Genomic DNA, 22,608 nt, shown 5'->3' with positions numbered 1-22,608 from the left:
CGCCCCCCCGCAAGCGGGCGGTACTCCGCTCCGCATCGTCGACGGCGCGGGTCATGTCCGCCAAACTACGGGAGCGATCCGACACGCTCCGTTAGAGCCGTGCGGTGATCCACGAGACGACGTCGCCCAGCACCTGGTCGCGCTCCGGTTCGTTGAAGACCTCGTGGTAGAGCCCCGGGTAGACCTTCAACTCGACATCGGTGGAGCCCACACACTCCACCAGGCGCCTGCTGCCGGCGACGGGAATCAGGCGGTCCTCGGAGCCGTGCACGACCAGCAGCGGCGCGGTCAACGCCGGGGCGCGCTGCGGCATGGTGTCGCCGACCTGAATCAGGGCGCGGCCGATGCCGGCGGGCACTTTGCCGTGGTACACCAGCGGATCGCCCTTGTAGGCCGCCACCACCGCGGGGTCCCGCGAGATGGCGTCGACGTCCAGCTCCTGCACGGGCAGGCCCGGCACGAGGGCGCCCAGCACGCGGGCGGCCAGCACCATCAGCGGCGACACCTGGTCCTGGGCCGCCACCGCGGGCCCCGACAGCACCATCAGGTCGTAATTGTCGGGGCGTTCGACGCCGTAGGCGAACACGATGCCGCCGCCCATGCTGTGCCCGAGTACGACGCATTTGAGCCCCGGATGCTCCCGGGTGGCGATCCGGACCAGGCTGTCGAAGTCCGCGGTGTATTCGGAGATGTCGCGCACCAGCACCCGCTTGCCGCCCGAGCGGCCGTGGCCGCGGTGATCCAGCGCGTAGGTGACCAGGCCCGCCGCCCCGAACCGCTGCGCGACGTGGTCGTAGCGGCGGGCGTACTCGCCCAGGCCGTGCGACAGGACGACGACCGCCCGGGGGGCGGTGTCCGGTGTCCAGACGTCGTAAACGATCCGCACGCCGCCGAATCCGTCGAAGTTCCGTTCGTCGCGGTTCACTGCACGGTCCTAGTCATTACGGGCAGCGTAATGGCTGGCGGCACGGGTCGCCCGGCCAGACACTGTCGTAGGCTTTCCCATCGTGGGGCTGCTCGCGCAAAACGCCGCAACCGCCGACCCCGGCCCGGCGGTCGGCGTCGACAAGGATTTTTCGGCGCACGCCGAGCCGTACCGTCGCGAACTGCTGGCCCACTGTTACCGGATGACCGGGTCGTTGCACGACGCGGAGGATCTGGTGCAGGAGACGCTGCTGCGGGCGTGGCGGGCCTACGACCGCTTCGAAGGCAAGTCCTCGATGCGGACGTGGCTGCATCGGATCGCCACCAACACCTGCCTGAGCGCCCTGGAGGGGCGGCAACGCCGTCCGCTGCCCACCGGGCTGGGCGCACCCAGCTCCGACCCGACCGCCGAGCTGGTCGAACGCCGCGAGGTGCCCTGGCTGGAGCCGCTCCCGGACCTGGCGAACGACCCCGCCGACCCGTCGGTGATCGTGGGGTCGCGCGAGTCGGTGCGATTGGCTTTCGTCGCTGCGCTGCAACACCTCTCGCCGCGGCAGCGGGCGGTGCTGCTGCTGCGCGACGTGCTGCAGTGGAAGGCGGCGGAGGTGGCCGCCGCGATCGGGACCACCACGACCGCCGTCAACAGCCTGCTGCAGCGGGCCCGGTCCCAACTCGACGCGGCCGGGGCCGACGCCGGGGACCGGTTGGCCGCGCCGGAGTCCCCGGAGGCACGGGACCTGTTGGCACGCTACATCGCCGCCTTCGAGGCCTACGACATCGAGCGCCTGGTGGAGCTGTTCACCGCCGAGGCGATCTGGGAGATGCCGCCGTACGCGGGCTGGTACCGGGGGGCGCGGGACATCGTCACCCTCATCCATCAGCAATGCCCCGCCGAGCACCCCGGGGACATGCGCCTCTTGCCGCTGGTCGCCAACGGCCAGCCCGGCGCGGCCATGTACATGCGCGCGGGCGACCGGCACGTGCCCTTCCAATTGCACGTGCTCGACGTGCGCGACGACGGCGTTTCCCGCGTGGTGGCCTTCCTCGACGACGCGCTGTTCGCGAAATTCGGACTGCCCGGTTCGCTGTGACCGACTCGCCCGACGTCGCAGCCGTGCCCGGGCGGCCCCGGCTGCTGCTGGGCGCCTTCGACCTCGCCGGCCTCGGCTACCGCATCGAGGAATTCTTCGTATCCGGCGCGGCCTCGTGCTACGCGCCGCTAGGAGAATTGGGGCCGGACGGGCGGTGGGAGGTAAAACCCAGCGGCACGGCGGATTACCGCACCCGGATCGTCGTAGTGACGCCGGCGGACCGGGCGCGGTTCAACGGCACCGTCCTGGTGGAGTGGCTCAATGTGAGCGGCGGCATCGACGCGCCGGCCGTATGGATGATGGCGCATCGGGAAATACTGCGTGCGGGTTACGCCTACGTCGCGGTCTCGGCCCAGCGGGTCGGGGTGGACGGCGGCGCGAGCATCCTCGGCGTCGACATGTCGCTGAAAAGCCAGGACCCGGCGCGCTACGCGCCCCTGCGCCACCCCGGCGACGCCTTCGCTTACGACATCTTCTCCCAGGCCGGCGGCCTGATCAGAAGCGCCGGCGTTCTGGGCGGCCTGCGCGCCCGGCACGTCGTCGCGCTCGGCGAGTCGCAATCGGCCATGTTCCTCACCACCTACGTCAACGCCGTCGACCCCCTGGCCGAGGCGTACGACGGCTTCTTCGTCCATTCGCGATTCGGCCCCGCCGCGCCGCTGGACGGGAGTTCCATTTTCGACGAATCCGGCGCCCCGCACCCCGTCGCCTTCCGCCCCGACCTGCGGGTTCCGCTGCTGACGCTGATCACCGAGACCGACCTGTTCGGCGGCGCGCGGGAAGGCTATTACTTCGCGAGGCAACCGGACAACCAATTCCTGCGGGTCTGGGAACTTCCGGGCGCCGCGCACGCCGACAACTACACCATCCAGGTGGCGCCGATCGACAGCGGTTCGGCGCCGCTGGCGGACATCGTCGCCGCCTATGCGCCCACCAACATGCTTATGGGCCAACATCTTTCGTACCACATCAACTTCGCCCCCCAGCACCACTACGTCGTGCAGGGCGCCATCGCCGCGTTGGACGCGTGGGTGCGCACCGGCGAGCCGGCCCCCAGCGCCGCACCGATGCTGGTGCTCGATGCCGAAGGCCCCCAACCCGTTACCGACGCCAACGGCCTGGCGCAGGGCGGCGTCAGAACCCCGTGGGTGGATGTGCCGGTCGCGCGCACCTCGGGCCTCGGCGACCAAGCGAGCATCATGTCCTCGCTCTTCGGCTCCGGCGAACTCTTCGATGACGACACCTTGCGGCGGCTCTACCCGGGCGGGATGAGCGAATACCTGCGGCGTTTCACCGCCGCGCTCGATGCGTCGATTCGGGGCGGGTTCATCCTGGCGGCGGACCGCGCCGAGATCCTCGAGCTGGCCGCCGCGACCTATCCCGGCGACCGGAACTAGAAGAGCCGGCTGTCCGGTGCCGGTCCCGCCACCGGACGGACCAGGCCGGCCCCGGTGATCAGCGGCAGGTCCAGCGCACAGAGCAGGCCGGGCGGGGCCGCGCACACCGCCGGAATGGCGTTGACCATCCGCGAGGCGCCCGCGATGCGCGCACCCAGGTCGTGGTCGTGGTCTTCGGCCATCTCGAACTCGCATCGCATGCTCGGCGATCCCTCGATCTCCACCCGGTAGAGGCCTCGCCCGGACGCCGGTCCGTAGCCGAGGTCCTTCGGCGGGATCGAGATGTGCGGCTGCGGCCAGTCCGGCGCGACGTCGTCACGCATCCGGGTCACGTGGTCGAGGACGAATGTCGGCTTGCCACCGACGTATCCGGTCAGGGTAGAGCGCATCGCGGCGATCGTCCCGGCGGCGATGTGGCCGGTGGGCGTGTCGAAGGACTCGGTGGCCGCGACGCGGTCGTTGCTCTCCTCGATGTTGTCGATCTTGACGCCCAGACCGGCGGCGAGCTGGTGCAGGACGGGGCCCCACCCGAAGGTGAACATGCCCGGCTGGGCCGCGAACGCCTGGTATTCCGGCGGCCGACCGAACCCGAGGATCTCGTATACGGCGGCCCGGTCCGGGTAGGTGGCGTAGTTGAACATCTCCGTCACCCGGACCGAATCGATGACCCGCGAAACGCCGGTAAGCGCCAGCGGCAGAACGTCATTGGCGAAGCCGGAGTCGATCCCCGTGGTGAAGAACGAGGCCCCGCCGTCGAGCGCGGCCTGTCGCAGCGGATCGGTGAACGCCGCGTCGACCCCGTCGGGGAACACCAGCGGGACCACCGAGCACGACACCACGTTCTTCCCGGCCCGCAGGATCGAGACCATGTCGCCCACCGCCTCCAGCGGCCGCAGGTTGGCGCCTGCGGCGTACACCACCGCGTCGGCGTCGCCGGCGAGCAGCGCCGCCGGGTCCCGGGTGGCCACCACGCCGACCGGCGCGATGCCGCACAACTCCCCGGCGTCGCGGCCCGCCTTGGCCTCGCTGTGCACGACGAGATCGGACAGCTGCAACTCCGGGTGGTCGATCACACCGCGCAGGGCGATCACGCCCATGGAACCCGGCCCCCACACTCCGACCTTGATCACGACGGATTTTCTCCTAATACTAGGACAGCTATCTTGATATTTTGGACGGATAGTAGGGAGGTGGGCATCAGTACGTCAACCGTCAAATCACCGCCGACCGGCCGCGTGATGGATGTGCTTGCGACGCTTGCGGATTCCCCCGCCGGGCTGACGTCCGCGGAGCTGGCGAAGCGCTGCGCGATCAGCACCTCCACCTGCGCGCTGGTGCTGGCCGAACTGGAGAGCCGCGCCTGGGTCGCGCACCGCGACGATCGCCGCTACGTGCTGGGAAGCGGCCTGTTCGGGCTGGTGCACGGTCTGCGCGCGCAGTTTCCGCTGCTGGACCGGGGCCGCGACGCGCTGCGATACCTGCACGAGACGCTCGGCGCCGGCTGCTCCATGTCGAGGATCGGCGCCCGCCACCTGACCACCGTGGACGCGGTCGGCCACGGCACCGACGGCGGGCAGGCCGTCGGTCAGCGCTTCCCCATCGACCCGCCGTTCGGCCTGGTCGCGATGGCCTGGCGCGACGACGACGTGGTGCACGCCTGGCTGCACCGGGTGACGCCCCGGCTGACCCGGGCGGAGATCGCCGAACACCAGCGGGTCCTGGCCGACATCCGCGCCCGCGGATACGGCGCGTGGCGGTTCGACGACACCCATCAGTCGCTGCACGACCGGTTGGCGGACGTGTTGGCCTCGCTGGAGCCGACGGCGCGGGTCACCCGCCAGCTCACCACCCTGATGACGATGGTGACGCTGCAGTCGGTCACCGACGACCTCGAAACCCACTTGGCGGCAGCGGAATTCGTGGTGCTGCCGATCTTCGGGCCGGATGGCCAGCCGGAGTACCAGATCGAGATCCATCTGGGCCGCCCCGCGAGGCTGACGCTGCCCGAACTCGACGCGGCGCTCCGGCACGCGCAGGGGCTGCTCGCCGCTACGGTGGCGTGACCGGACCGGCCGATTAGGCTGGGCGCATGGCGGCGCAGGCGGATGTTCGGCGTGCGGCCGCGCGGGCCGTCACCACGACCCCCTGGTTGACGTCGCGGCACTCGTTCTCGTTCGGCGATCACTACGATCCGGAAAACACCCACCATGGGCTGCTGCTGGTGAACAACGACGACATCGTCGCGGCCGGAACAGGATTCGATATGCATCCGCACCGCGACATGGAGATCGTGACCTGGGTTCTTCGGGGCCGACTCGCGCATCAGGACTCGATCGGCAACCGCGGGGTGATCTATCCGGGCCTGGCCCAGCGCATGTCGGCCGGCAGCGGGATCCTGCATTCGGAGAAGAACGACTCGGCAACGGAGCCCGTGCATTTCGTGCAGATGTGGATCGTGCCCGACGAGGCGGGCATCGCTCCGGGCTATCAACAGCAGGAGATCGGCGCGGAGGTGTTGGACGGCACACTGGTGACGGTCGCGTCAGGCATCCCGGGCCGGGACGCCGCCGTCTCGCTGCACAACCGCGGTGCCGCGCTGCACGCCGCGCGGCTGCGGTGCGGCGACATCGTCAGCCTTCCGCACGCCCCTTACCTGCACCTGTTCATCGCACGCGGCGCGGTCGGCTGTGAGGGCGCCGGCGACCTGGCGGGAGGTGACGCCGTGCGGTTCACCGACGCCGGCGGCCGGCGGGTGTCGGCGCACGAGCCGTCGGAGCTGCTCGTCTGGGAAATGCACGCGAAGCTGGGCGGGGCGAGCCCATAGAGTGGGCGTGACAGACAGGAGCCGGCATGTCCCAATCGCGGCCGCAGCACGCGGCGCCGAACCCGAACCGGAACATCAAGGCGGTCCGGACCGTCCGTTTCTGGGCGGCCCCGCTGGTCATCACGCTGGCCCTGATGTCGGCGTTGTGCGCGCTGTACCTCGGCGGCATCTTGAACCCGATGACGAACCTGCGGCACTTCCCGATCGCCGTGGTGAACGAGGATGCCGGTCCGGCCGGCGCGGAGCTGGCCGGCCGGCTGGTCAACGGCCTGGACAAGAACAAGTACGACGTCCGGGTGCTGACCCGCGCCGCGGCCAGGCATCAACTGGACACCGGCCACGTGTACGGCTCGGTGCTGATACCGCCGAGCTTCTCGTCGAAACTGCGCGACCTCGGCACCAGCGCGATGCTGCCCGGTCCGGCGGAACGGCCGGTGATCCGGATTTCCACGAACCCGCGCGCCGGCACGCTGGGCGCCAGCATCGCCGCCCAGACGCTGAACATGGCGATGGGCGTGGCCAATGGTGAAGTGGGCGAACGACTTCTCGCGCAGGTCAAGGCGCAAACCGGCGGTGCCCCGCTCGCCGGGGCCGCCGAAGAGGGCCTGTCCAGTCCGATCGAGATCGAGTCGACCGTCTACAACCCGCTGCCCGACGGCACCGGCAACGGGCTGTCGGCCTTCTACTACGCGCTCTTGCTGTTACTCGCGGGGTTCACCGGAAGCATCGTGGTCAGCACCCTCGTGGACGCGTTACTCGGTTACGTGCCCGCGGAATTCGGCCCGGTGTACCGCTTCGCCGAACAGGTCAAGATCTCGCGCTTCCAGACGCTGCTGCTCAAGTGGGCCATCATGGTGCTGCTGGGGCTGTTCACCTCCGGGGCCTACGTGGCGATCGCGCACGGGCTCGGCATGCCCATCGACCTCGGCTGGCAACTCTGGGCGTACGGGGTGTTCGCGATCGCCGCGGTGGGCATCACCTCCAGTTCGTTACTGTCCGTGCTGGGCACCGGCGGCCTGCTGGTCAGCCTGCTGATCTTCGTGATCCTCGGGTTGCCGTCGGCCGGCGCCACCGTGCCGCTGGAGGCGACGCCGCCCTTCTTCCAGTGGCTGGCCGAATTCGAGCCCATGCACCAGGTTTTCCTCGGCGCCCGCTCGTTGCTGTACTTCAAGGGCCACGCGGACACCGGGATATCGCAGGCGCTGATCATGACGACGATCGGCCTCGTCATCGGGCTGCTGTTGGGCGGCATCGTCACGCACCTGTACGACCGCAAGGGATTCCACCGGATCCCGGGCGCCGTCGAGATGGCGATCGCCACCGAACATCAGGCCCAGCACAAGGCGCGCCAGAGCAAGCACGAGCGCACGGGCGCCGCCGCCGAGGCCGAGAGCCCAACCGAAAGCCCAAGCGAGGAAACGTAATTCGAACGCCGCCCGGGCGTCATCCGGCCGTGACCTAACTTGACGGTGTGACGGATGTGACTGATGATGTTTTTGTTGCATCTAAATCCGGGCGGAAAGGGCGATCGTGCTGACCCGACGCGCCAGCTTGCGCCGACTGGTGGCCGGCTGCACCGCCATGATCGCGTGCGTCGCCCTCGCCTCGGCCGCCGGGCAGCCCGTCGCACATGCCGCCGACGGCCGCGATCTGCTGGCCGACGCGATCAACACCACCAAGGGCTCGTACCTGGTCTACAACTTCGGCCCCGGCCACCCCGCGCCGATGCTCAACGCCGGCGGCAGCTGGTACGAGATGAACAACGGCGGCCACCTGATGATCATCAAGAACGCGGCGGGGCGGCTCGCGCCGCACCTGCTGGTCGACACCCACCGGGGCGACCAGGCGCGCTGCGAGAACAATCCCGGCGCCCGCACCGGCGAGGGCCTCTGGCAGGCGTCGGAGCTCTACGCGCCGCTGCAGGCGTGGCAGCGGATGGGCCAACCGACGATCGCGATCAACGCCAACTTCTTCGACGTGCGCGGGCAGAAGGGCGGGTCGTGGCGCCAGACCGGCTGCAGCTCACCGCTGGGCGCCTTCGTCGACAACACCCACGGACAGGGCCGGGCGAACCAGGTCGTCACCGGCACCGTCGCCTACCCCGGCAAGCAGGGCCTCTCGGGCGGCGGGGAAAGCTGGAGCGCCCTGACGACGATGATCCTGCCGTCCGGCGGCGCGCCGTACGTGGTGTGGCCCAGGACCAAGAGCGACTACGACTCCGCCACCCCCGTCGTCGCCGACCTGCTGAACAAGAACGAGCGGTTCGTCGCGGTGTCCGGGATCGGGCTGCTGGCACCCGGCAACACCGGGCAGCTGCACGACGGCGGGCCCAGCGCGGCGCGAACGGCTCTGGCGTACTCGAGGCAGAAGGACGAGATGTACGTCTTCGAGGGCGGCAGCTACACCCCGGACAACATGCAAGACCTGTTCCGCGGCCTGGGCAGCGACAACGCCGTCCTGCTCGACGGCGGCGGATCGTCGGCCATCGTGTTGCGTCGCGACACCGGCGGCATGTGGGCCGGCACCGGTTCGCCGCGGGGGTCGTGCGACACCCGGCAGGTGCTCTGCGATTCCCACGAACGGGCGCTGCCCAGTTGGCTGGCCTTCAACTAGCTCGGCCCGAAGCGGAAGATCAACAGGCTGGCCGCCACCACCGCGGCGGCCACGGCGAACACCGGCGCGACGACGAATCGCGACATCGTCGCACCCAGGAAGGCGCCGGCGCACATCGTCGACACCACGCCCAGGCGCAACGCCCGGCGGTCGCCCGCGCCGCCGGCCAGGCGGCTGTCCAGGCCGAGGCTGACGATCGTCGACGTCAGCACCGTGGTGGACAGCTCCTGGATGCCGAACTGGCGGGCGCTGGAGTGCTGCAGACCGAACGTGACCGCAAGCATCGCGATGATGATCAGCTTGGTGTTGTTGTGGTACTGCAGGATTCCCGCACCGGCCGCGATCGCCAACACCACCAGCAGGCCGATCTCGACGGCCAGGACGGTGGTGATCCACGGCCGGGTCCGGTCGGCGAAATGTCGCGACATCCGGCCGCTCAGGATCGTGGTGCAGACGAAGGTGGGCAGGGCCACCACGACCGCGGTCAGGTCGACACTCGTCCTGGGCGCCAGCCAAAAGCCAAGGAAGATCACGTTTCCCGTCATGTTGGCGACGAACACGTGGCCGAGCACCAGGATGCTGATCGAATCGGCCAGGCCGGTGGCGAAGGTCAACAGCAACAACGCCGCCACGGTCGATCGCTGCGACACCGGCGAAGTGACGGCCATGGGGCGTGGCAGACCGCGTCAGACGTGCGGGGTCAAATCCAGCGACGTGATGGTCGTCATCCTGGTCACCAGCCAGTGGCTTCCCGCGCGCTTCAGAAACAGCCGGTAGGACAGGTATTTCAGCGAGGGCACGTTCTTGGTCAGCGGGCTGGTGGACGTGGTGTTGGTGTACACGATGACGACGGCGTTGTTGTCGTCGATCGATTCGACCGCCGCGCCGGTGACGTCGGTGTGGTTGGTGATCTTGGCCTGCTTGTTGGGAGCCACGATGGCGTCGACGAACTTGCGGTACTGCGCTTCGAAATCGCCGCTGAGGTAGGCGGACGCGCGGTCGGCGAGGGTGTCCATGTTCTCCGGCGTGTAGGTCCACAGCGTGGTGATCGCGTTCGCGGCGGTCCGGGCGACCTTGAGTTTCGTTGCCGCCGCGGCGCGGTCGGACAGGTAGGGCTGCACGGTCGCGCCGGCGAACGCCGCGCAACCGACGAAGAGCGCGGCGGCCACGGCGACGGTGACCGCCATCCGCTTACCCGCCAGCCATTTGCGCCGCTTGCGGCCCGCCGGCTTGTCGTCGGTCGCCTCGTCCGCGCCGTCGGCGGATTCCTCCGTCGCAGCGGCGCTTTCGTCGTCAGCTCCGGCCTCGGCGCGCTCCTCAGTCGCCGCGTCCACCGGGTCGGCGCTCTCGCCGGCGGTCAGATCACCTGCTGCAGGCTGCTGATCTTCCACTGCTTTCCTTCCTGCGTGGCGGTCGCCGTCCACCGATTGGCGTTTTCCCAAACTTGTTTACCGTCCGGCGATTTCGAGCTGACCGCGGTGGCCACGATGACGGTGGCGCTGCCATCGTCGTTCCATCGCTCCACCCCCGCGTCCAGGACGGTGCCGGTGGCCGGCTCGGCGCGGGCCACCTGCAGCAGGATCTCGTTCGCCTTCTCGCGGTACTCCTTGGCGAAGGCGCCGGTCGCCTGGCCCAGCACCCGCGTCACGTAGTCGTTGGCGTGGAACGGATCGATGGAGGTGAACTGCGTCATGAAGCCGGTCACGTAGCTGAGCACCTCGCGGTTCTTCGACTCGGCGCGCTCACGCGATTCATGGTCGACCAGCATCAGGCTGCACGCCGTGATCGCGGCCGTCATGAAGACCGCACCGATGGCGCTGGCCAGCGGCAGGCCCCACGGGCGCCCCGGCGGCACCGGGTGCGGGACCAGCAGGGGTTCCTCACCCGGCGCGATCTTGCGGCGCGGGCTCATTGGCCGTTCCCGGGCGGTTTGGGCTTGGTAAGCACCGTGAGATCGTCGACGAGCCAGCGGTCGCCGTCCTTGGCGAACGTCACCCGGACGGTGGCGGAGATGTAGCGCTCGTCGGGCGCCGCGCCGCGCCGTCCCTGCATGAACATCAGCATCGTCGCCCGGTCCGGTGCCGCCGACTCGATCGCGTGGTCGGTCACCCAGTACTCGTTGATGACGGGGTTGCCCTTCTGCACGACGTCCTGCTGGGCGGCCAGCTGCGACCGGTATTTGGTGGTCGCCAGCGACAGGGCGCGGGCGAAGTCGTCGTGCAACGACTTGGGATCGTAGGTCAGCATCTGCGCGACGATCTTGGGCCCCTGGATGTCCAGCTCCGCCCGCGTTCGGTCGGTGGCCCGATTCGGCCCGAACACCACCGCGTAGCTCATCGCCGCACCGGCCACGCACAACACCGTCGCCGCGAGCACCACGACCGTCGTCCAGCGTCGCGCGCCGAACTCCGGCTCGGCCGGCTCGCGCCGGCGCACCTCGGTGCGCAGCAGCACATCCGCGAAGGTGCGGCGGCCCGAATCCCACAGCGGCCACAGCCATCCCACCACCGAGACGGTGTCGAGCAGGTGCGCCAGGTCGCGCAGGAGCAGCCCCCATGGCCCGATGGGTTCACCGTCGCGGCGGACCACCGCGATGCCGAACAGTGCCCTGCCCACGCTGAAGCCGGTGATCGTCGGCAGCAGCAGGCGGTTCACCAGCATCAGCAAGACGGTCGCGCCGATGACCGCGACGCACGGCCACCACCACACACTGCGGGGCGGAACGGTGAAGCAGGCCAGTGCCATCGTCGCCACTACCGCGGCAGCCGGCAGGACGTCGACTGCGAGCGCACCGGCGCGAAGATGCCAGGGCGCCAACGCATTCCGCGGAGAATCCTGAACGGCCGTGGCCGGTGGCTTCTCGACCACCACCGTCACTTCGTCACCTGGTCGAGCTTGGATATCTTGTATTGCCCTTCGGCCATTGCCATTTTCACGCGCAGGCGGTACCCGGTCTCGTTCTGCGTCTGATCGTTGGCGACTTTGACGCGGACCGCGACGAGCACGTCGACCGAGCCGTCGGGGTTGTTACGTTCGACCGCCGCCCGCAAGTCGGACACCTGGACGCGAACGTTGGCAGCCTGATACGCCTGGACGAGCATGCTGGTGTAGAGCAGGGCCTGCGAGCGGAAAGCGTCTGTGCCGCAGTCGATGATCTTCTGCTCACTCGCCGCCATCGCATTGGTGTCGGGCGCCTGGGTCGCCGAAACGCACTCGACGGCCGCCTTGAGCGCAGCCGCGTTGCCGCGGGCTACCGCCTGGCTTTCGTGGTGGTAGCGCAACGCGAAATAACCACCGGCCCCGACGGCCGCGGCGAGGAGCACGAGCGTCGACGCGATGCCGGCCAGCCAGCCGCGCCCCAACCGCGACGGACCGCGCGCGGCTTCGCCGATTCCGGCCTCCGGGCCGGTCTGCTCGGTTGCGTCGTCGGGTTCCGCCGGCTCCTCCGGGGCCGTCGACGGTTCCTCGGCCGACACCGCCGGGCCGATCAAGTCGGGCCCGTCCTCGGCCTCTGCCGAGGCCTCGGCCGTCGGCTCGGGGCTGGTCGAGTCGGGCCCGTCCTCGGCTTGCGCCGAGTCCTCGGCCGTCACGTCGGGATTGGTCGGGTCGGCAGCCGCCGGATCCTGGTTCTTCGGACGCCGTCTGCGCAGACCACGAAACTTCGGCATCGGTTGGGGGTTCAGCCGGCTGGCGCCAGCATCTCCTTCCATCCGTCGTCTCCTGTTCTGGCCGAGTTCTCGACGGAGTATTTAACACCGTCTGGCCCTACCAGTTCACCGCTTTGGGGGCTGTAAGTCGCCACTGGCGGCCCGCTGGGCGTGTAGACACACGGGTTGGGCTGCTGGCCGTTGCACTGCACGGTACCCGACCCCGGCCGCGACAAGGGGTCGCTGGTCGGCGGGGGCGTCCCCGCCACCCGGTCCGAGGGGGCCGGGTTGAGGCCGGTGTCTATCGACGGCGCCGGGATCACCTGACCCGGTTTCACCGGCTGGTCACAGCGCGCCGCGGGGGCGGGGCAGGTCAGGATCTGGTTGGGGTCGCCATACCAGGGGTTGGTTCCGGCCGGAACGTACGGCTTGGGGTCGCGGCACTCCCGCGGGGTGGCCGCCCGCTTTCCCGGGACATCGACGCAGGGCATGTTTCGGGATCCGCGGACGCCGTTGGCTGGGGTGTCCATCGGGATCTTGCAGTACGTGCCCGACGGCAGCGGTTGGATGCTGGTGTCGGCCGGGGACCGCCATTCCGACGCCGGGATGAACCCGGTCAGACAAGGCGGCGGCTGGTTAATCGGCAATGCCAGGTCCAGGTCTGCCATGTTCGGGTTCGCCAGGCCCACCGTCTGGACGATCGACGCGCCCTGCGGCAAGAAGACCAAGAGCTGCTCGACGCCGGCGTGATACCGCTTGAGCAGGTCGAAAACCACCTCGAGATTCGCCAGCGTCTGCGGCAGCGACTCCCGCACGTCGTTGAAGACGTCGTTGATCTGGTCGGCCGTAGGCGCCGCCTGGCGCAGCACACTTTTCACGTGCGCGTCTTCCTGCGCGGACTGCGCGCCCAGTCGGTTCAGGTTGCGCGCCCAGCGTTCGATGGCGTCACTCGACTTGACCTGGCTGTCCAGCACCGGGCCCGAGTTCTGGATGATGTCGTTGACTTCGGTGATGTTGGTCTTGAAATCACCGACGATCGCCTGCGTGGAGTCCACCAGCCGCTGCAGGGCTGGGCCTAGGCCGCCCACCGATTGCGCTGTCTCATCGAGCAATTGGGCGATCTTGTCCTTGGGCAGCACGGCCAAGCCGCGGTTGGCCGTGTCCAGCGCCGGCCCGATCTCGGCGGGCACCGTGCCCTTCGTGATCGTCTGCCCCTCCGATAGGAACTTGCCGGGATTGCCGGTCGATTCCAGATCCAGGTACTGCTCACCGACCGCCGACACCGAGTGCACGTTGGCCGTCGCGTCAGTCGGGATCTTGTACCGGCTGTCGATGCTCATCGTCGCTTCGGCGCCGCGCTCGGTCGGCTCGACGTCGGTGACCTTGCCGATGGTGATGCCGCGATACGTCACGTTCGCCGTCGGATACAGGCCGCCCGACGCGGGCAATTCGGCCTTGAGCGTGTAGCGACCGATCCCCGCCAGGCTCGGGAGCTGCAGGTAGTACACCCCGAGGACGAGCAGCGAGATGACCGTCAGGATTCCGAACGCGATCAGCTGGCGTCTGATGAAAGGAGTCAGCAATTCCTGTCGCCCCTTTCCACCAGTGGCCCACCGGGCGCGTCGTTCGGGTTCGGTGTGTAACGGACGTCGGGGATCATCGTCTCGGGATCACGCCCGTACGACTGCTCGAGCGCGCGCAGGGCCCCCGACAATCCGGTGCCGGTGAGGAACGCGTTGTCGACGGCACTGTAGGTCACGTCGAGCGTCAGCGAGAGGTTGAGGTAGTCACCGCGGAAGATCTTCGGCACGGTGTCGATGTCGAAGGGCTGGGTGAGGATGAGCTTCAGCGCACCAACCAGGTACGGTGAGGCGCGGCCCAACTCCTTCAACGGGCATTGCAGCGCCTGCAGGTCGGTGTGCAGCGGCCCACGGGCTTCCGACAGGTACTGGTCGGCGGCCTGGCTGAGCCGTCCCACCGCGTCGACGGCGTTGATCAGCAGGTTCTTGGTGTCGGCGAAATGCTTGATCAGCGGCGGGATGTCGGTGAGCACCCGGTCCAGGACGTCGGCCCGCGCCCCCACGTAGGTGAGCAGCCGGTTGGTCGAGTCGATCGCGTGGGTGATGTCGTCGCGCTGCTCGTTGAGTTGACTGGTGAACATGTCCAGCTTGCCGAGGAAGGACCGGATCTGGTCGCCGCGGCCGTTGAAGATGTTGTAGACCTCGTTCTGCAGCACCTCCAGGTTGGGGATGCCCCCGCCGCGCAGGATCAGCGAGAGGCTGGCCAGGGTCTGTTCGGTGGTGGGATACGACGAGGAGTTCTTCAGCGGAATGGTGTCGCCGTTCTTCAGCAATTCCTGCGACGGGTTCGGCGGCGCGGCCAGTTCGACGTGCTGGGAGCCCAGCAGCGAGGTCTGGCCGATCTTGGCAGTCGCGTTCTTGGGCAGCTTGGTGTTCTTGTCGACACCCAGCGTCAACGTGGCGATCCAGTTCTTCAGCTGGATGGACTTGATCGACCCGACGAAGACGTCGGCCACCATCACCTTGCTGTTGCCGTTGATCGCCAGGGTGTCCGGCACCTGCACGTAGATCGTCATGGCGCCCGAGCCGCTGCCGGGACCACCGGGGATCGCGACGTTGGAGATGCCGCGCCAACCGCACGAACTCAGCACCAGCGTGGCCATCAGCAGCACCAGGCCCTGACAGGCCCGGCGGCGAATCAGCATCGTCACCCGCATCACTGGCCGTTGTTTCGGCTTGCTCCTCTCGCGTACCGCGCTCGTCCCGCGCCTCAGTGCCCGACGGTTCGGCTTGTTCCTCGCGCGTCCCGCGCTCGTCACGCGCCTCACTGGCCACCCCCGAAGTCAGTGGGCACCGCCGGCCCACCCGCGTTGGGCGCGGGCGCCGCGACCGGCGCCGGCGTTGGGGCGACCGGCCCCGGCGCCACATTCGGCCCGGGCGGCGGCGGCTGGATCGGCACCGGCGCGTTCAGCCCGATCGGCGGCACGATCGGGTTCTCGTCGTACGCGTTCGGCGGGCCCGGCGGCGTCTGCAGGTTCGATTGGACTGGGGCGATGTTAGGGCCTCCCATGAGCTCGGCCAGCGAGTCGGGGGTCATCAAGCCCGCCGTGATCGGCCCGACCTGCTGACCCTGCATCCCGGGCGCGACGATCCAGCCGGGCTGGGTGTTGCGGTGCGACGTCGGGGTGTCCGGGACCCAGATGCCGGGGACGGTGGTGTCCTTATAGCCGTTCGGCGGCTGCAGTCGCGGCTCGGAATAGGCGATCTCCTTCGGCAGGACCTCCGCCGTGCTGAACAGGTTCGCTCCGAACGGCAGGTAATTGAACTTGATGCTGTCGAGGATCGGCGCCAGATATTGGGCGCACAGTTCGGCGGATTCCTGATACCCGAGCCGGCTGCCCGCCTGAATCGAACTGCAGATGAACTGCATCGGGTTGGCGAAACTCGTGATCGCCGGGATGGCGACCACCGAACCGTGCGACGGGTGATAAACCTGGTTGATGTTCGAAGCGGCCGTCGGGAGGATGTGCAACGCGGTCTCGAGCCCGTTGAGCGGGTCCGGCTGCAGGATCGTGTTCGTCACGGTGGCCAGGTTGTTGATGTCGTAGGTCAGCACACTCCGGTTCTTGTCGAGGAACGGGCGCACCGTGGACAGCAGGCTGTCGAGCTGCTGGATTGCGTTGGCCAAGTCGCTGTCGTTGTGCGCCAGCCGCGTCGTGAAGTCCGCCAGGTTCTGGTTCAGCGCGACGAACTGCTGGTCGTCCTTGTGCAGCGCGTTGACGAACAGCGCCAGGCTTTTCACGACCGCGAAGAAGTCGCCGCGGCCCTCGTTCAACGCTGTCAACGCCTGCGACAGGTTGGTCAGCGTCGTATTGATCTCCTTGCCCTTACCGGCAAGGCCGTCAGCGTAGGACTCGATCACCTCACCGAACGGCCCCGTCGGCTGCTCCGGCGTCGGCCCCAGCTTGGAGATGATATTGGTGATGCTGTTGCGCAGCTGGTCCCACTCGACGGGGACCTGCGTGCGCTCCTCGGGGATCACGGCGTTGTCGGCCAGCACCGGTCCGCCCTTGTACGGCGGCTCCAGCTGGATGGCTCGCGATGCCACCAACGTCGGGTTGAGGATGACGGCGTTGGCGCTGGCGGGGACCCGGTACTTGTTCTCGTAGTGGAAGGTGACCTTCATCTTGTCGCCGGCCGGCTCGATCTTGTCGATCGCGCCCACCCGCAACCCCATGATCTGGACCTTGTCGCCCGGGTAGAGAGCGTTGGCCGCCGGGAAGTAGGCCACCACGGTGTTGTTGGTCAGCTTCTGGTACAGCTTCCAGCCGACGAACCCGGCGACCAGCGCCAGCACGATCACCAGCGATCCGATGACCACGGTCGCCCGGGTCAGCTTCGGTAGCCGGATGTTCCGGATGTCAAAGGCGGTGCTCAATTCTGGCTACCTCCCCCCGCAGCGCCGCTGCCGCCGGTTCCGCCCGGATTGATGAACGGCGCCGGTAGCTGGTTCCCCGGCCCGGGTGGGGCCGCCGGTCCCGGCGGGAAGCCCGGTGCGAACGTCGACGGAGGCGGTGTCGGCCCCGCCGGCGCCAGGTTCTCGGTGCGCGCCCCCGGCGGCGCCTGCGCAGGCAGCGGCACAGGCGTGCCCGGGACGTTCGGTGGCGGGTCGCCCGGCCGTCCGGCGATCGGGATGCCCGGTGTGGGCGGCAGACCGCCCGGGTTCGGCGGCGAGGTCAGCACGTCGACCGGTGCCGGGAAGCCCGGGCCGCCGAACGGTCCGATGCCCCCACCGGCGCAGGGCAGCGGGTTCCATGGCCGCGGCAGACCCTCGTCGCCGACGGTCACGTTGCCGCCCGGGTTAGCCGGGGTATAGGAGCAGGGCGATCCGGGGGGAACGGCCGGCCCCGGGTGCTCCGGCGTGCCCTCCAGCACCGGGGGCGCCGGCGGCGGCGCGCCGTTCGGGAGCCGGGTGCCGTTCGGGTCGGGCCACCGGAATTCGGGCAGCCCGGCGCTGCGCCAGAAGTTCTCCGGGTCGATGCCGCGCTTCTTAAACGCTGCGTCGACCCACGGCTGCAGAATCTGATAAGGGGCAAGATTGTGCAGGACCACCTTGAAAAACGGTCCCGACGAGATCGCCTCGTTCAACGACGGCAAAAACTTGCCCACCTCGGTCAGTCCCACGGCGACGTCGTCTTTGCGCTCCTTGAGGATGTCGCTGACCTGGCGCAGCTGCTCGAGGACGTGGTTCAGGTTCGGGTTGTCGTTGATGAGGCCCTTGACCTGTTCGGAGAAGGCGGCGACATTGGACAGCAGCGCGTCGATGGCCTGGCCGCGCTCGTTGAAGGCAACCAGCAGGTTCTTCGCGTTGACCAGCAGGCGGTCCACTTGGTCGCTGCGGTCACCGAGGACGCTCGCTACCTGGTTGGCCTGGGCCAGCAGATGTTTGACCTGCTCGTCGCGCTTGCCGATGGTGTCGGAGAACTTGGCGACGCCGTCCAGGGCCGCGCTCAGGTGCGGGTAGGTCTGGTCGATGGTCTGCGAGAGCACGTGCAGCGATTCCTTGACCGTGTCGATATTCCAGCCCTGGGCGGCCCTGGTGACGTCGAAGAACGCATCGTAGATCTGGTAGGGCGTGGTGCTCTGACCGATCGGCAACGAGTCTCCGGGCCTCAGTTTCTGGTTGCCCCGCGCCTCGACGTCGACGATCTTCTTGCCGAGGATGGTGTCGGTCTTGATGGCGAGCCGGCTCTCGGTGCCGATGGTCGCGGTGCCGAGATTGAATTTGACCAGGATGTGGTCGCCTTCGATATTGAGGGCCTCGACCTTTCCAACGTCCACACCGGCGATGCGCACCTTGTCGCCGACGCCGATACCGCCGGTGTCAGTGAACTGGCCGTAGTAGTGCGGTTTGGCCATCAGCATCGGGACGCTCGTGAAGCTTTGGCCGACGCCGATGACGAGCAGCGTAACGATGATGCCCATCAGGCCGATGCGAACCCGGTTGGGTGGTTCCAGCGTCCTCATTGCGGGGTGCACCTACCCGTCGGCTGCTGGAAGAGCCGGACCGTGCGGACCGGGCCGCCGGGCTGCAGCCCGTTGAACTTGAGGGTGATGTCGCAGGCGTAGTAGTTCACGAAGTCGCCATAGGAACCGATAGCGCGCCCGATCATGTTCAACGCGGTGGGCACCTTCTTGAAATAGTCGTTGAGCCCGTCGCGCTGGTCGATGAGAGGCTGCTGGATCGCGTCCAAATAGTTGAGAGTCTTATGCAGCAGCCCGCGATCCTCGGCGAGCAGATCGGCGACCGTCCCGGCCGCGTTGCTGATGTGCGCGGTCCCACCCGCCAGTTGGTCACCGTGGTCCTTCAGCCCGGTAATGAGCACCTCGAGGTTGTTGACCGTCTGGTCGAACTGCTGGCGGTGGCGAACCGTGGTGTCCAGGACGATGTTCAGGTTCTTGATGACCTCGCCGATCGCCTGGTCTCGCTCACCGAGCTGCGTGGTCAGCTGCGCCGTTTGGTCGAGGATGTCGTTGATGGTGCCGCCCTGGCCCTGGAACACGGTGATCAGAGCCGTCGCGATGGTGTTCACCTTCTGTGGGTCCAGCGCCCGGAACAGCGGTTTGAACCCACCGATCAAGGCGTCGAGGTCGAGCGCCGGCGAGGTTCGCGATGCCGGGATGAAGCCGCCCGGCGGCAAGACCCGGTCGGCGCCTTCGCCTTCTCCCCGTTTGAGTTCCAGGTACCGGTTGCCGATCAGGTCTAGATAGCGGATCTGCGCGGTCGTCGACTGGTACAGCGGCACCGAGCGGTCGACGTTGAACTTCACCCGCGCCCGCTTGCCGCCGTCGGCCAGCTCGACCTTGTCCACCTTACCGATCTCCACGCCCGAGGCGCGGACGAACTGGCCCGCCCGCAGCCCGCTGACGTTGGTGAATTCGGCCGCGTAGGAGTTCGTGCTGTCGAATCGCATCTGCCCGAAGACGACGATGATCATCACAGTGAAGACCAGCAGCACCAAGGAGAAGATGCTGAGCCTGACGATGGTTCCGGTGATTTTCATGGGTTGATCGTGTTATCCCCTACTTGGCGGCCCCAGACGTACTCGATGGCGTATGGGGAACCGGTTTCGAGGTGGTTGTACGGCGCGATGCTGTTACCGGTGTCCATAATTAATTCGGGCGTGGGCCAAAGACTGTGGGTGATTTGCTGCCAGCAGCCTGGCGCGCCGCCCGGCCCGCCGCGGGAGTTCACGCGCGGCAAGTTTTCTGGGTAGATATAAGGGTTCGGACCGCCGGCCACCACTCCTGCTAGGCCACCGACGAGGGTGGCGAGGGTGGCGACCGCCGACACGGGGTTGGCCAGCAGCCCGAGCCCGGACAGCAACTGCGTGTGGCTGTTTTGCGAATATCCGTTGCCGCCGAGGAATGCGGCTACCTTGGGCTCAACATCGTGGTAATTACGCAGGGTGCAAAAGATTTCAGGGCTGTAGGTGTCCAGCAGCTGGGCGGAGGGCACCAAATCCGCCGCCCCGCGCGCCAGGTATGGGCCGCCCCGGTTGAAGATGTCGGCGCCGGTATTACCGAACCCGGCCGCCGACAGCAGCGCCTGGTCCAAATCCTTCTGCTGGGCGTTGATGGTGCGCGAGGTGATCACCGCGTTGTTGAGGAAATCGATCAGGTCCGGCGCGGCGTCCGCATAGGTGTCGCCGAGTCCGGCCAGCTGCTGAATGTCGTGGCGGGCCTGCGGCATCTGCGGGTTGACGTCGTCGAGGATCGCGTTGGCGTTGACCACCGACTGCCCGAACCGATCGCCCAGCCCGGTCAGCGCTTGGGCCGCCGCGCTCAGCGTCAGGTTCAGCTTGACCGGATCCACCTTCTCCGCGATCGAGGTGATGGTCTGGAACAGCGTGTTGATCTCCGTGGTCACCGACCGCGCGTCGATCACGGTGTGCGGGTTCAGCTTTTGTGGCGACGGGTTTTTCGGTGTCGTCAGCGACACGTACTTGCCGCCGAACACCGTGGTCGCCTTGATGTCGGCGTTCACGTTGGACGGGATCAGCGACAGATACCGCGGATACACGTCCAGGGTGAACTTGGCGGCGGGCTTGCCGTCGCGCACGGTCTCGGAGATGTCGCCCACCCGGCCGATCTCCACCCCGTTGTAGGTGACCTTCGAGCCCGGGTCCATCACCAGACCGGCGCGCGAGGCCAGCATCGTCAACTTGGTCTTGGGGGTGAGGTCGCCGCGGAACTGCCCGTAGACCAGGGCGCCGGCCATCAGCGCGAGGATCAGCGCGGCGATGCCGGCCAGCTTGTACGGCGGGTTGCGGGGGGCGTTGACCTTCACTGGCGACGACATGGCGGCTACACCGTGAGCGCGAAGTTGGGGTTGACGCCATAGAGCGCCAACGCGGCGGCCAGAACGACGACCTGCACCGACACCAGCGAGAAACGCATGGATCGGCCGACGGCCTCCCCGACGCCGACGGGTCCGCCGCCGGCGTTGTATCCGTAGAAGCAGTGGGTGATCATGACGACCGCCGTGATGATGATGGCCTCGAGGAACGACCAGAACACGTCGTCGGGCCGCAGGAACGTGCGGAAGTAGTGCTCGTAGGTGCCGTTTGACTGCCCGTAGAGCACCGTGGTGGTGATCTGGGGGGACAGGAACGACATGATCATGGCGAGGGCGTAGAGCGGGATGATGACGACCAGGCCGGCCATGATCCGGGTGGTCGCCAAAAACGAGATCGATTTGATGCCCATGACTTCCAGGGCGTCGATCTCCTCGCTGATGCGCATGGCGCCCAGCTCGGCGGTGGCACCGGCGCCGACGGTGGCGGCCATCGCGATGCCGGTGACCACCGGGGCGGCGATGCGCACGTTGATCAGCGCGGCGAAGAAGCCGGTGAACGCCTCGACGCCGATGTTGCCCAGCGAGGCGAAACCCTGGATGGCGACCAGCGAGCTACCCGAGAGGGTGACGAAGCCGACGATCGCGACGGTGCCGCCGATGACGGCCATGGCGCCGGTGCCCATGCCGATCTGGGCGATCAGCCGCAGCGTTTCCTTGCGGTAGTTGCGCAGCGCGTGCGGGATGTGGCCGAGGGCCACCGCCCCGAACCAGGCCATCTGGCCGACGTCGTCGAGGCCGCGGCCGGCGGCACCGCCGTAGCGGTTGAGATTTTCGGCTGCCCGGGGGAAGCGGGCACGCAATACGGCGGCTGTGGACATGTCAGTGGCCCGTTCCGAATCGCACGCCGATGGTGGTCAGGACGACGTTGACCGCGTACAGCGCGACGACGCAGAGCACGACGGTCTCGTTGACGGCGGTGCCCAGCCCCTTGGAGCCGCCGCGCACGGTCAGCCCGCGGTAACAGCCGACCAATCCGGCGATGAGGCCGAAAATCGCCGCCTTGACGGTGGCGATGACCACCTCGGGCAGGCCGGTGATCGTTGTCAGGGTCGCCAGGTAGGCGCCGCCGGAGACGTTTTGCAGGTAGACGCCGAACAGGTAACCGCCGACCAGGCCGACGGTGATCACCAGGCCGTTGAGCAGCGTGGCCACCAGGGTCGCGGCGATCACCCGGGGAACCACCAGCCGGTGGATCGGATCGATGCCGAGGACCTCCATCGCGTCGATCTCCTCGCGGATGGTGCGCGCACCGAGGTCAGCACAGATCGCCGTCGAACCGGCGCCGGCCACCACCAGCACCGTGGTCAGCGGGCCGAGCTGGGTGACGGCGCCGATCGCCGCGCCCGCGCCGGACAGGTCGGCGGCGCCGAACTGGGCCAGTAGCACGTTGAGGGTGAAGATCAGCAGGACGGTCAGCGGGATCGACACCATGATGGTCGGCAGGAAGGCCACCCGCATGATGAACCAGCACTGCAGGACGAATTCGCGCCATTGGAACGGCCAGCGGAACAGCGCCCTCCCGGTCAGCACGCACATCCGGAAGAAGCCCCCGATGACCGTCAGCGGCGTCTGCAGCTGATCGCGCAGGTAACCGACCAGGTAGGGGCCCTGTCGACTCGTCGACGTTGACGTCACCGCTGCCCCCTCCAGCTGATATCGCGTGCCTGCCGGCG

20 protein-coding genes and 1 pseudogene are annotated in these 22,608 nt (G+C 68.1%); 6 read left to right on the top strand and 15 right to left on the bottom strand.

Annotation, left to right across the window (positions count from 1 at the left end; genetic code table 11):
* Nucleotides 1-91: 91 nt before the first annotated feature.
* Nucleotides 92-886 carry an alpha/beta hydrolase gene (locus HMPREF0591_RS04675; protein WP_425270151.1) on the bottom strand — a complete coding sequence of 265 codons (795 nt, stop codon included), beginning with the start codon at nt 884-886 and terminating at the stop codon, nt 92-94.
* Between HMPREF0591_RS04675 and HMPREF0591_RS04670 the strand changes: the two are divergent.
* Both HMPREF0591_RS04670 and HMPREF0591_RS04665 read left to right on the top strand, forming a co-directional pair.
* Nucleotides 879-2,015: pseudogene (locus HMPREF0591_RS04670) on the top strand (sigma-70 family RNA polymerase sigma factor). The gene HMPREF0591_RS04675 and the pseudogene HMPREF0591_RS04670 overlap by 8 nt on opposite strands.
* A complete protein-coding gene (locus HMPREF0591_RS04665) occupies nt 2,012-3,412 on the top strand; it encodes an alpha/beta hydrolase domain-containing protein (RefSeq protein WP_007167273.1) in 1,401 nt (466 codons plus the stop codon). Before HMPREF0591_RS04670 ends, HMPREF0591_RS04665 begins: the two are co-directional and overlap by 4 nt.
* On the opposite strand, the gene HMPREF0591_RS04660 is transcribed toward HMPREF0591_RS04665, so the two are convergent.
* The gene (locus tag HMPREF0591_RS04660; RefSeq protein WP_007167272.1) at nt 3,409-4,542 is read right to left on the bottom strand and encodes an NAD(P)H-dependent amine dehydrogenase family protein; all 1,134 of its coding nucleotides are present in this window, start codon (nt 4,540-4,542) and stop codon (nt 3,409-3,411) included. The two genes, HMPREF0591_RS04665 and HMPREF0591_RS04660, sit on opposite strands and share 4 nt — an antisense overlap.
* 108 nt (nt 4,543-4,650) lie before the next feature.
* On the opposite strand from HMPREF0591_RS04660, the gene HMPREF0591_RS04655 reads away from it, so the two are divergent.
* From HMPREF0591_RS04655 to HMPREF0591_RS04640, 4 genes are all read left to right on the top strand, one after another.
* Entirely contained in the window at nt 4,651-5,475 is an 825-nt protein-coding gene (locus HMPREF0591_RS04655) for an IclR family transcriptional regulator (RefSeq protein ID WP_050790009.1), read from the top strand.
* A 26-nt stretch (nt 5,476-5,501) separates the two neighbouring features.
* Nucleotides 5,502-6,236 carry a pirin family protein gene (locus HMPREF0591_RS04650; protein ID WP_007167270.1) on the top strand — a complete coding sequence of 245 codons (735 nt, stop codon included), beginning with the start codon at nt 5,502-5,504 and terminating at the stop codon, nt 6,234-6,236.
* 26 nt (nt 6,237-6,262) lie between these two features.
* Entirely contained in the window at nt 6,263-7,660 is a 1,398-nt protein-coding gene (locus tag HMPREF0591_RS04645) for a YhgE/Pip domain-containing protein (RefSeq protein WP_007167269.1), read from the top strand.
* A gap of 106 nt (nt 7,661-7,766) precedes the next feature.
* On the top strand, nt 7,767-8,849 hold the full coding sequence (locus HMPREF0591_RS04640) for a phosphodiester glycosidase family protein (RefSeq protein ID WP_007167268.1): 1,083 nt from the start codon (nt 7,767-7,769) through the stop codon (nt 8,847-8,849).
* Here the strand turns inward: HMPREF0591_RS04640 and HMPREF0591_RS04635 are convergent.
* The 13 genes from HMPREF0591_RS04635 to HMPREF0591_RS04575 form a co-directional block, all read right to left on the bottom strand.
* A complete protein-coding gene (locus HMPREF0591_RS04635) occupies nt 8,846-9,481 on the bottom strand; it encodes a YoaK family protein (protein WP_083212316.1) in 636 nt (211 codons plus the stop codon). The two genes, HMPREF0591_RS04640 and HMPREF0591_RS04635, sit on opposite strands and share 4 nt — an antisense overlap.
* Before the next feature lie 54 nt (nt 9,482-9,535).
* Nucleotides 9,536-10,240 carry a hypothetical protein gene (locus tag HMPREF0591_RS04630; RefSeq protein ID WP_040621110.1) on the bottom strand — a complete coding sequence of 235 codons (705 nt, stop codon included), beginning with the start codon at nt 10,238-10,240 and terminating at the stop codon, nt 9,536-9,538.
* The gene (locus tag HMPREF0591_RS04625) at nt 10,207-10,761 is read right to left on the bottom strand and encodes a hypothetical protein (RefSeq protein ID WP_007167265.1); all 555 of its coding nucleotides are present in this window, start codon (nt 10,759-10,761) and stop codon (nt 10,207-10,209) included. The genes HMPREF0591_RS04630 and HMPREF0591_RS04625 overlap by 34 nt, the downstream gene beginning before the upstream one ends.
* Nucleotides 10,758-11,726 (bottom strand): RDD family protein, encoded by a 969-nt coding sequence (locus HMPREF0591_RS04620; RefSeq protein WP_007167264.1) that lies wholly within the window; start codon nt 11,724-11,726, stop codon nt 10,758-10,760. Before HMPREF0591_RS04620 ends, HMPREF0591_RS04625 begins: the two co-directional genes overlap by 4 nt.
* Nucleotides 11,723-12,559 carry a hypothetical protein gene (locus HMPREF0591_RS04615; protein ID WP_007167263.1) on the bottom strand — a complete coding sequence of 279 codons (837 nt, stop codon included), beginning with the start codon at nt 12,557-12,559 and terminating at the stop codon, nt 11,723-11,725. The genes HMPREF0591_RS04620 and HMPREF0591_RS04615 overlap by 4 nt, the downstream gene beginning before the upstream one ends.
* Entirely contained in the window at nt 12,529-14,079 is a 1,551-nt protein-coding gene (locus HMPREF0591_RS04610; protein WP_007167262.1) for a virulence factor Mce family protein, read from the bottom strand. Before HMPREF0591_RS04610 ends, HMPREF0591_RS04615 begins: the two co-directional genes overlap by 31 nt.
* Nucleotides 14,073-15,233 (bottom strand): virulence factor Mce family protein, encoded by a 1,161-nt coding sequence (locus HMPREF0591_RS04605; RefSeq protein ID WP_007167261.1) that lies wholly within the window; start codon nt 15,231-15,233, stop codon nt 14,073-14,075. Before HMPREF0591_RS04605 ends, HMPREF0591_RS04610 begins: the two co-directional genes overlap by 7 nt.
* A gap of 107 nt (nt 15,234-15,340) precedes the next feature.
* Nucleotides 15,341-16,954 (bottom strand): virulence factor Mce family protein, encoded by a 1,614-nt coding sequence (locus HMPREF0591_RS04600; protein WP_007167260.1) that lies wholly within the window; start codon nt 16,952-16,954, stop codon nt 15,341-15,343.
* Complete coding sequence (locus HMPREF0591_RS04595; RefSeq protein ID WP_007167259.1) at nt 16,951-18,543, bottom strand: virulence factor Mce family protein; 1,593 nt, start codon at nt 18,541-18,543, stop codon at nt 16,951-16,953. Before HMPREF0591_RS04595 ends, HMPREF0591_RS04600 begins: the two co-directional genes overlap by 4 nt.
* The gene (locus tag HMPREF0591_RS04590) at nt 18,540-19,580 is read right to left on the bottom strand and encodes a virulence factor Mce family protein (protein ID WP_007167258.1); all 1,041 of its coding nucleotides are present in this window, start codon (nt 19,578-19,580) and stop codon (nt 18,540-18,542) included. The genes HMPREF0591_RS04595 and HMPREF0591_RS04590 overlap by 4 nt, the downstream gene beginning before the upstream one ends.
* Nucleotides 19,577-20,878 (bottom strand): MCE family protein, encoded by a 1,302-nt coding sequence (locus HMPREF0591_RS04585; protein WP_007167257.1) that lies wholly within the window; start codon nt 20,876-20,878, stop codon nt 19,577-19,579. The genes HMPREF0591_RS04590 and HMPREF0591_RS04585 overlap by 4 nt, the downstream gene beginning before the upstream one ends.
* A 5-nt stretch (nt 20,879-20,883) precedes the next feature.
* Nucleotides 20,884-21,753 carry an MlaE family ABC transporter permease gene (locus HMPREF0591_RS04580; RefSeq protein WP_007167256.1) on the bottom strand — a complete coding sequence of 290 codons (870 nt, stop codon included), beginning with the start codon at nt 21,751-21,753 and terminating at the stop codon, nt 20,884-20,886.
* Between the two features lies 1 nt (nt 21,754).
* Complete coding sequence (locus HMPREF0591_RS04575) at nt 21,755-22,570, bottom strand: MlaE family ABC transporter permease (RefSeq protein ID WP_007167255.1); 816 nt, start codon at nt 22,568-22,570, stop codon at nt 21,755-21,757.
* Nucleotides 22,571-22,608: the final 38 nt, after the last annotated feature.

This window comes from Mycobacterium parascrofulaceum ATCC BAA-614, assembly GCF_000164135.1.
GTDB classification, from domain to species: domain Bacteria; phylum Actinomycetota; class Actinomycetes; order Mycobacteriales; family Mycobacteriaceae; genus Mycobacterium; species Mycobacterium parascrofulaceum.
Note: the sequence above shows the minus strand (reverse complement) of the source record. Positions and strands in the feature narration are given on the sequence as shown.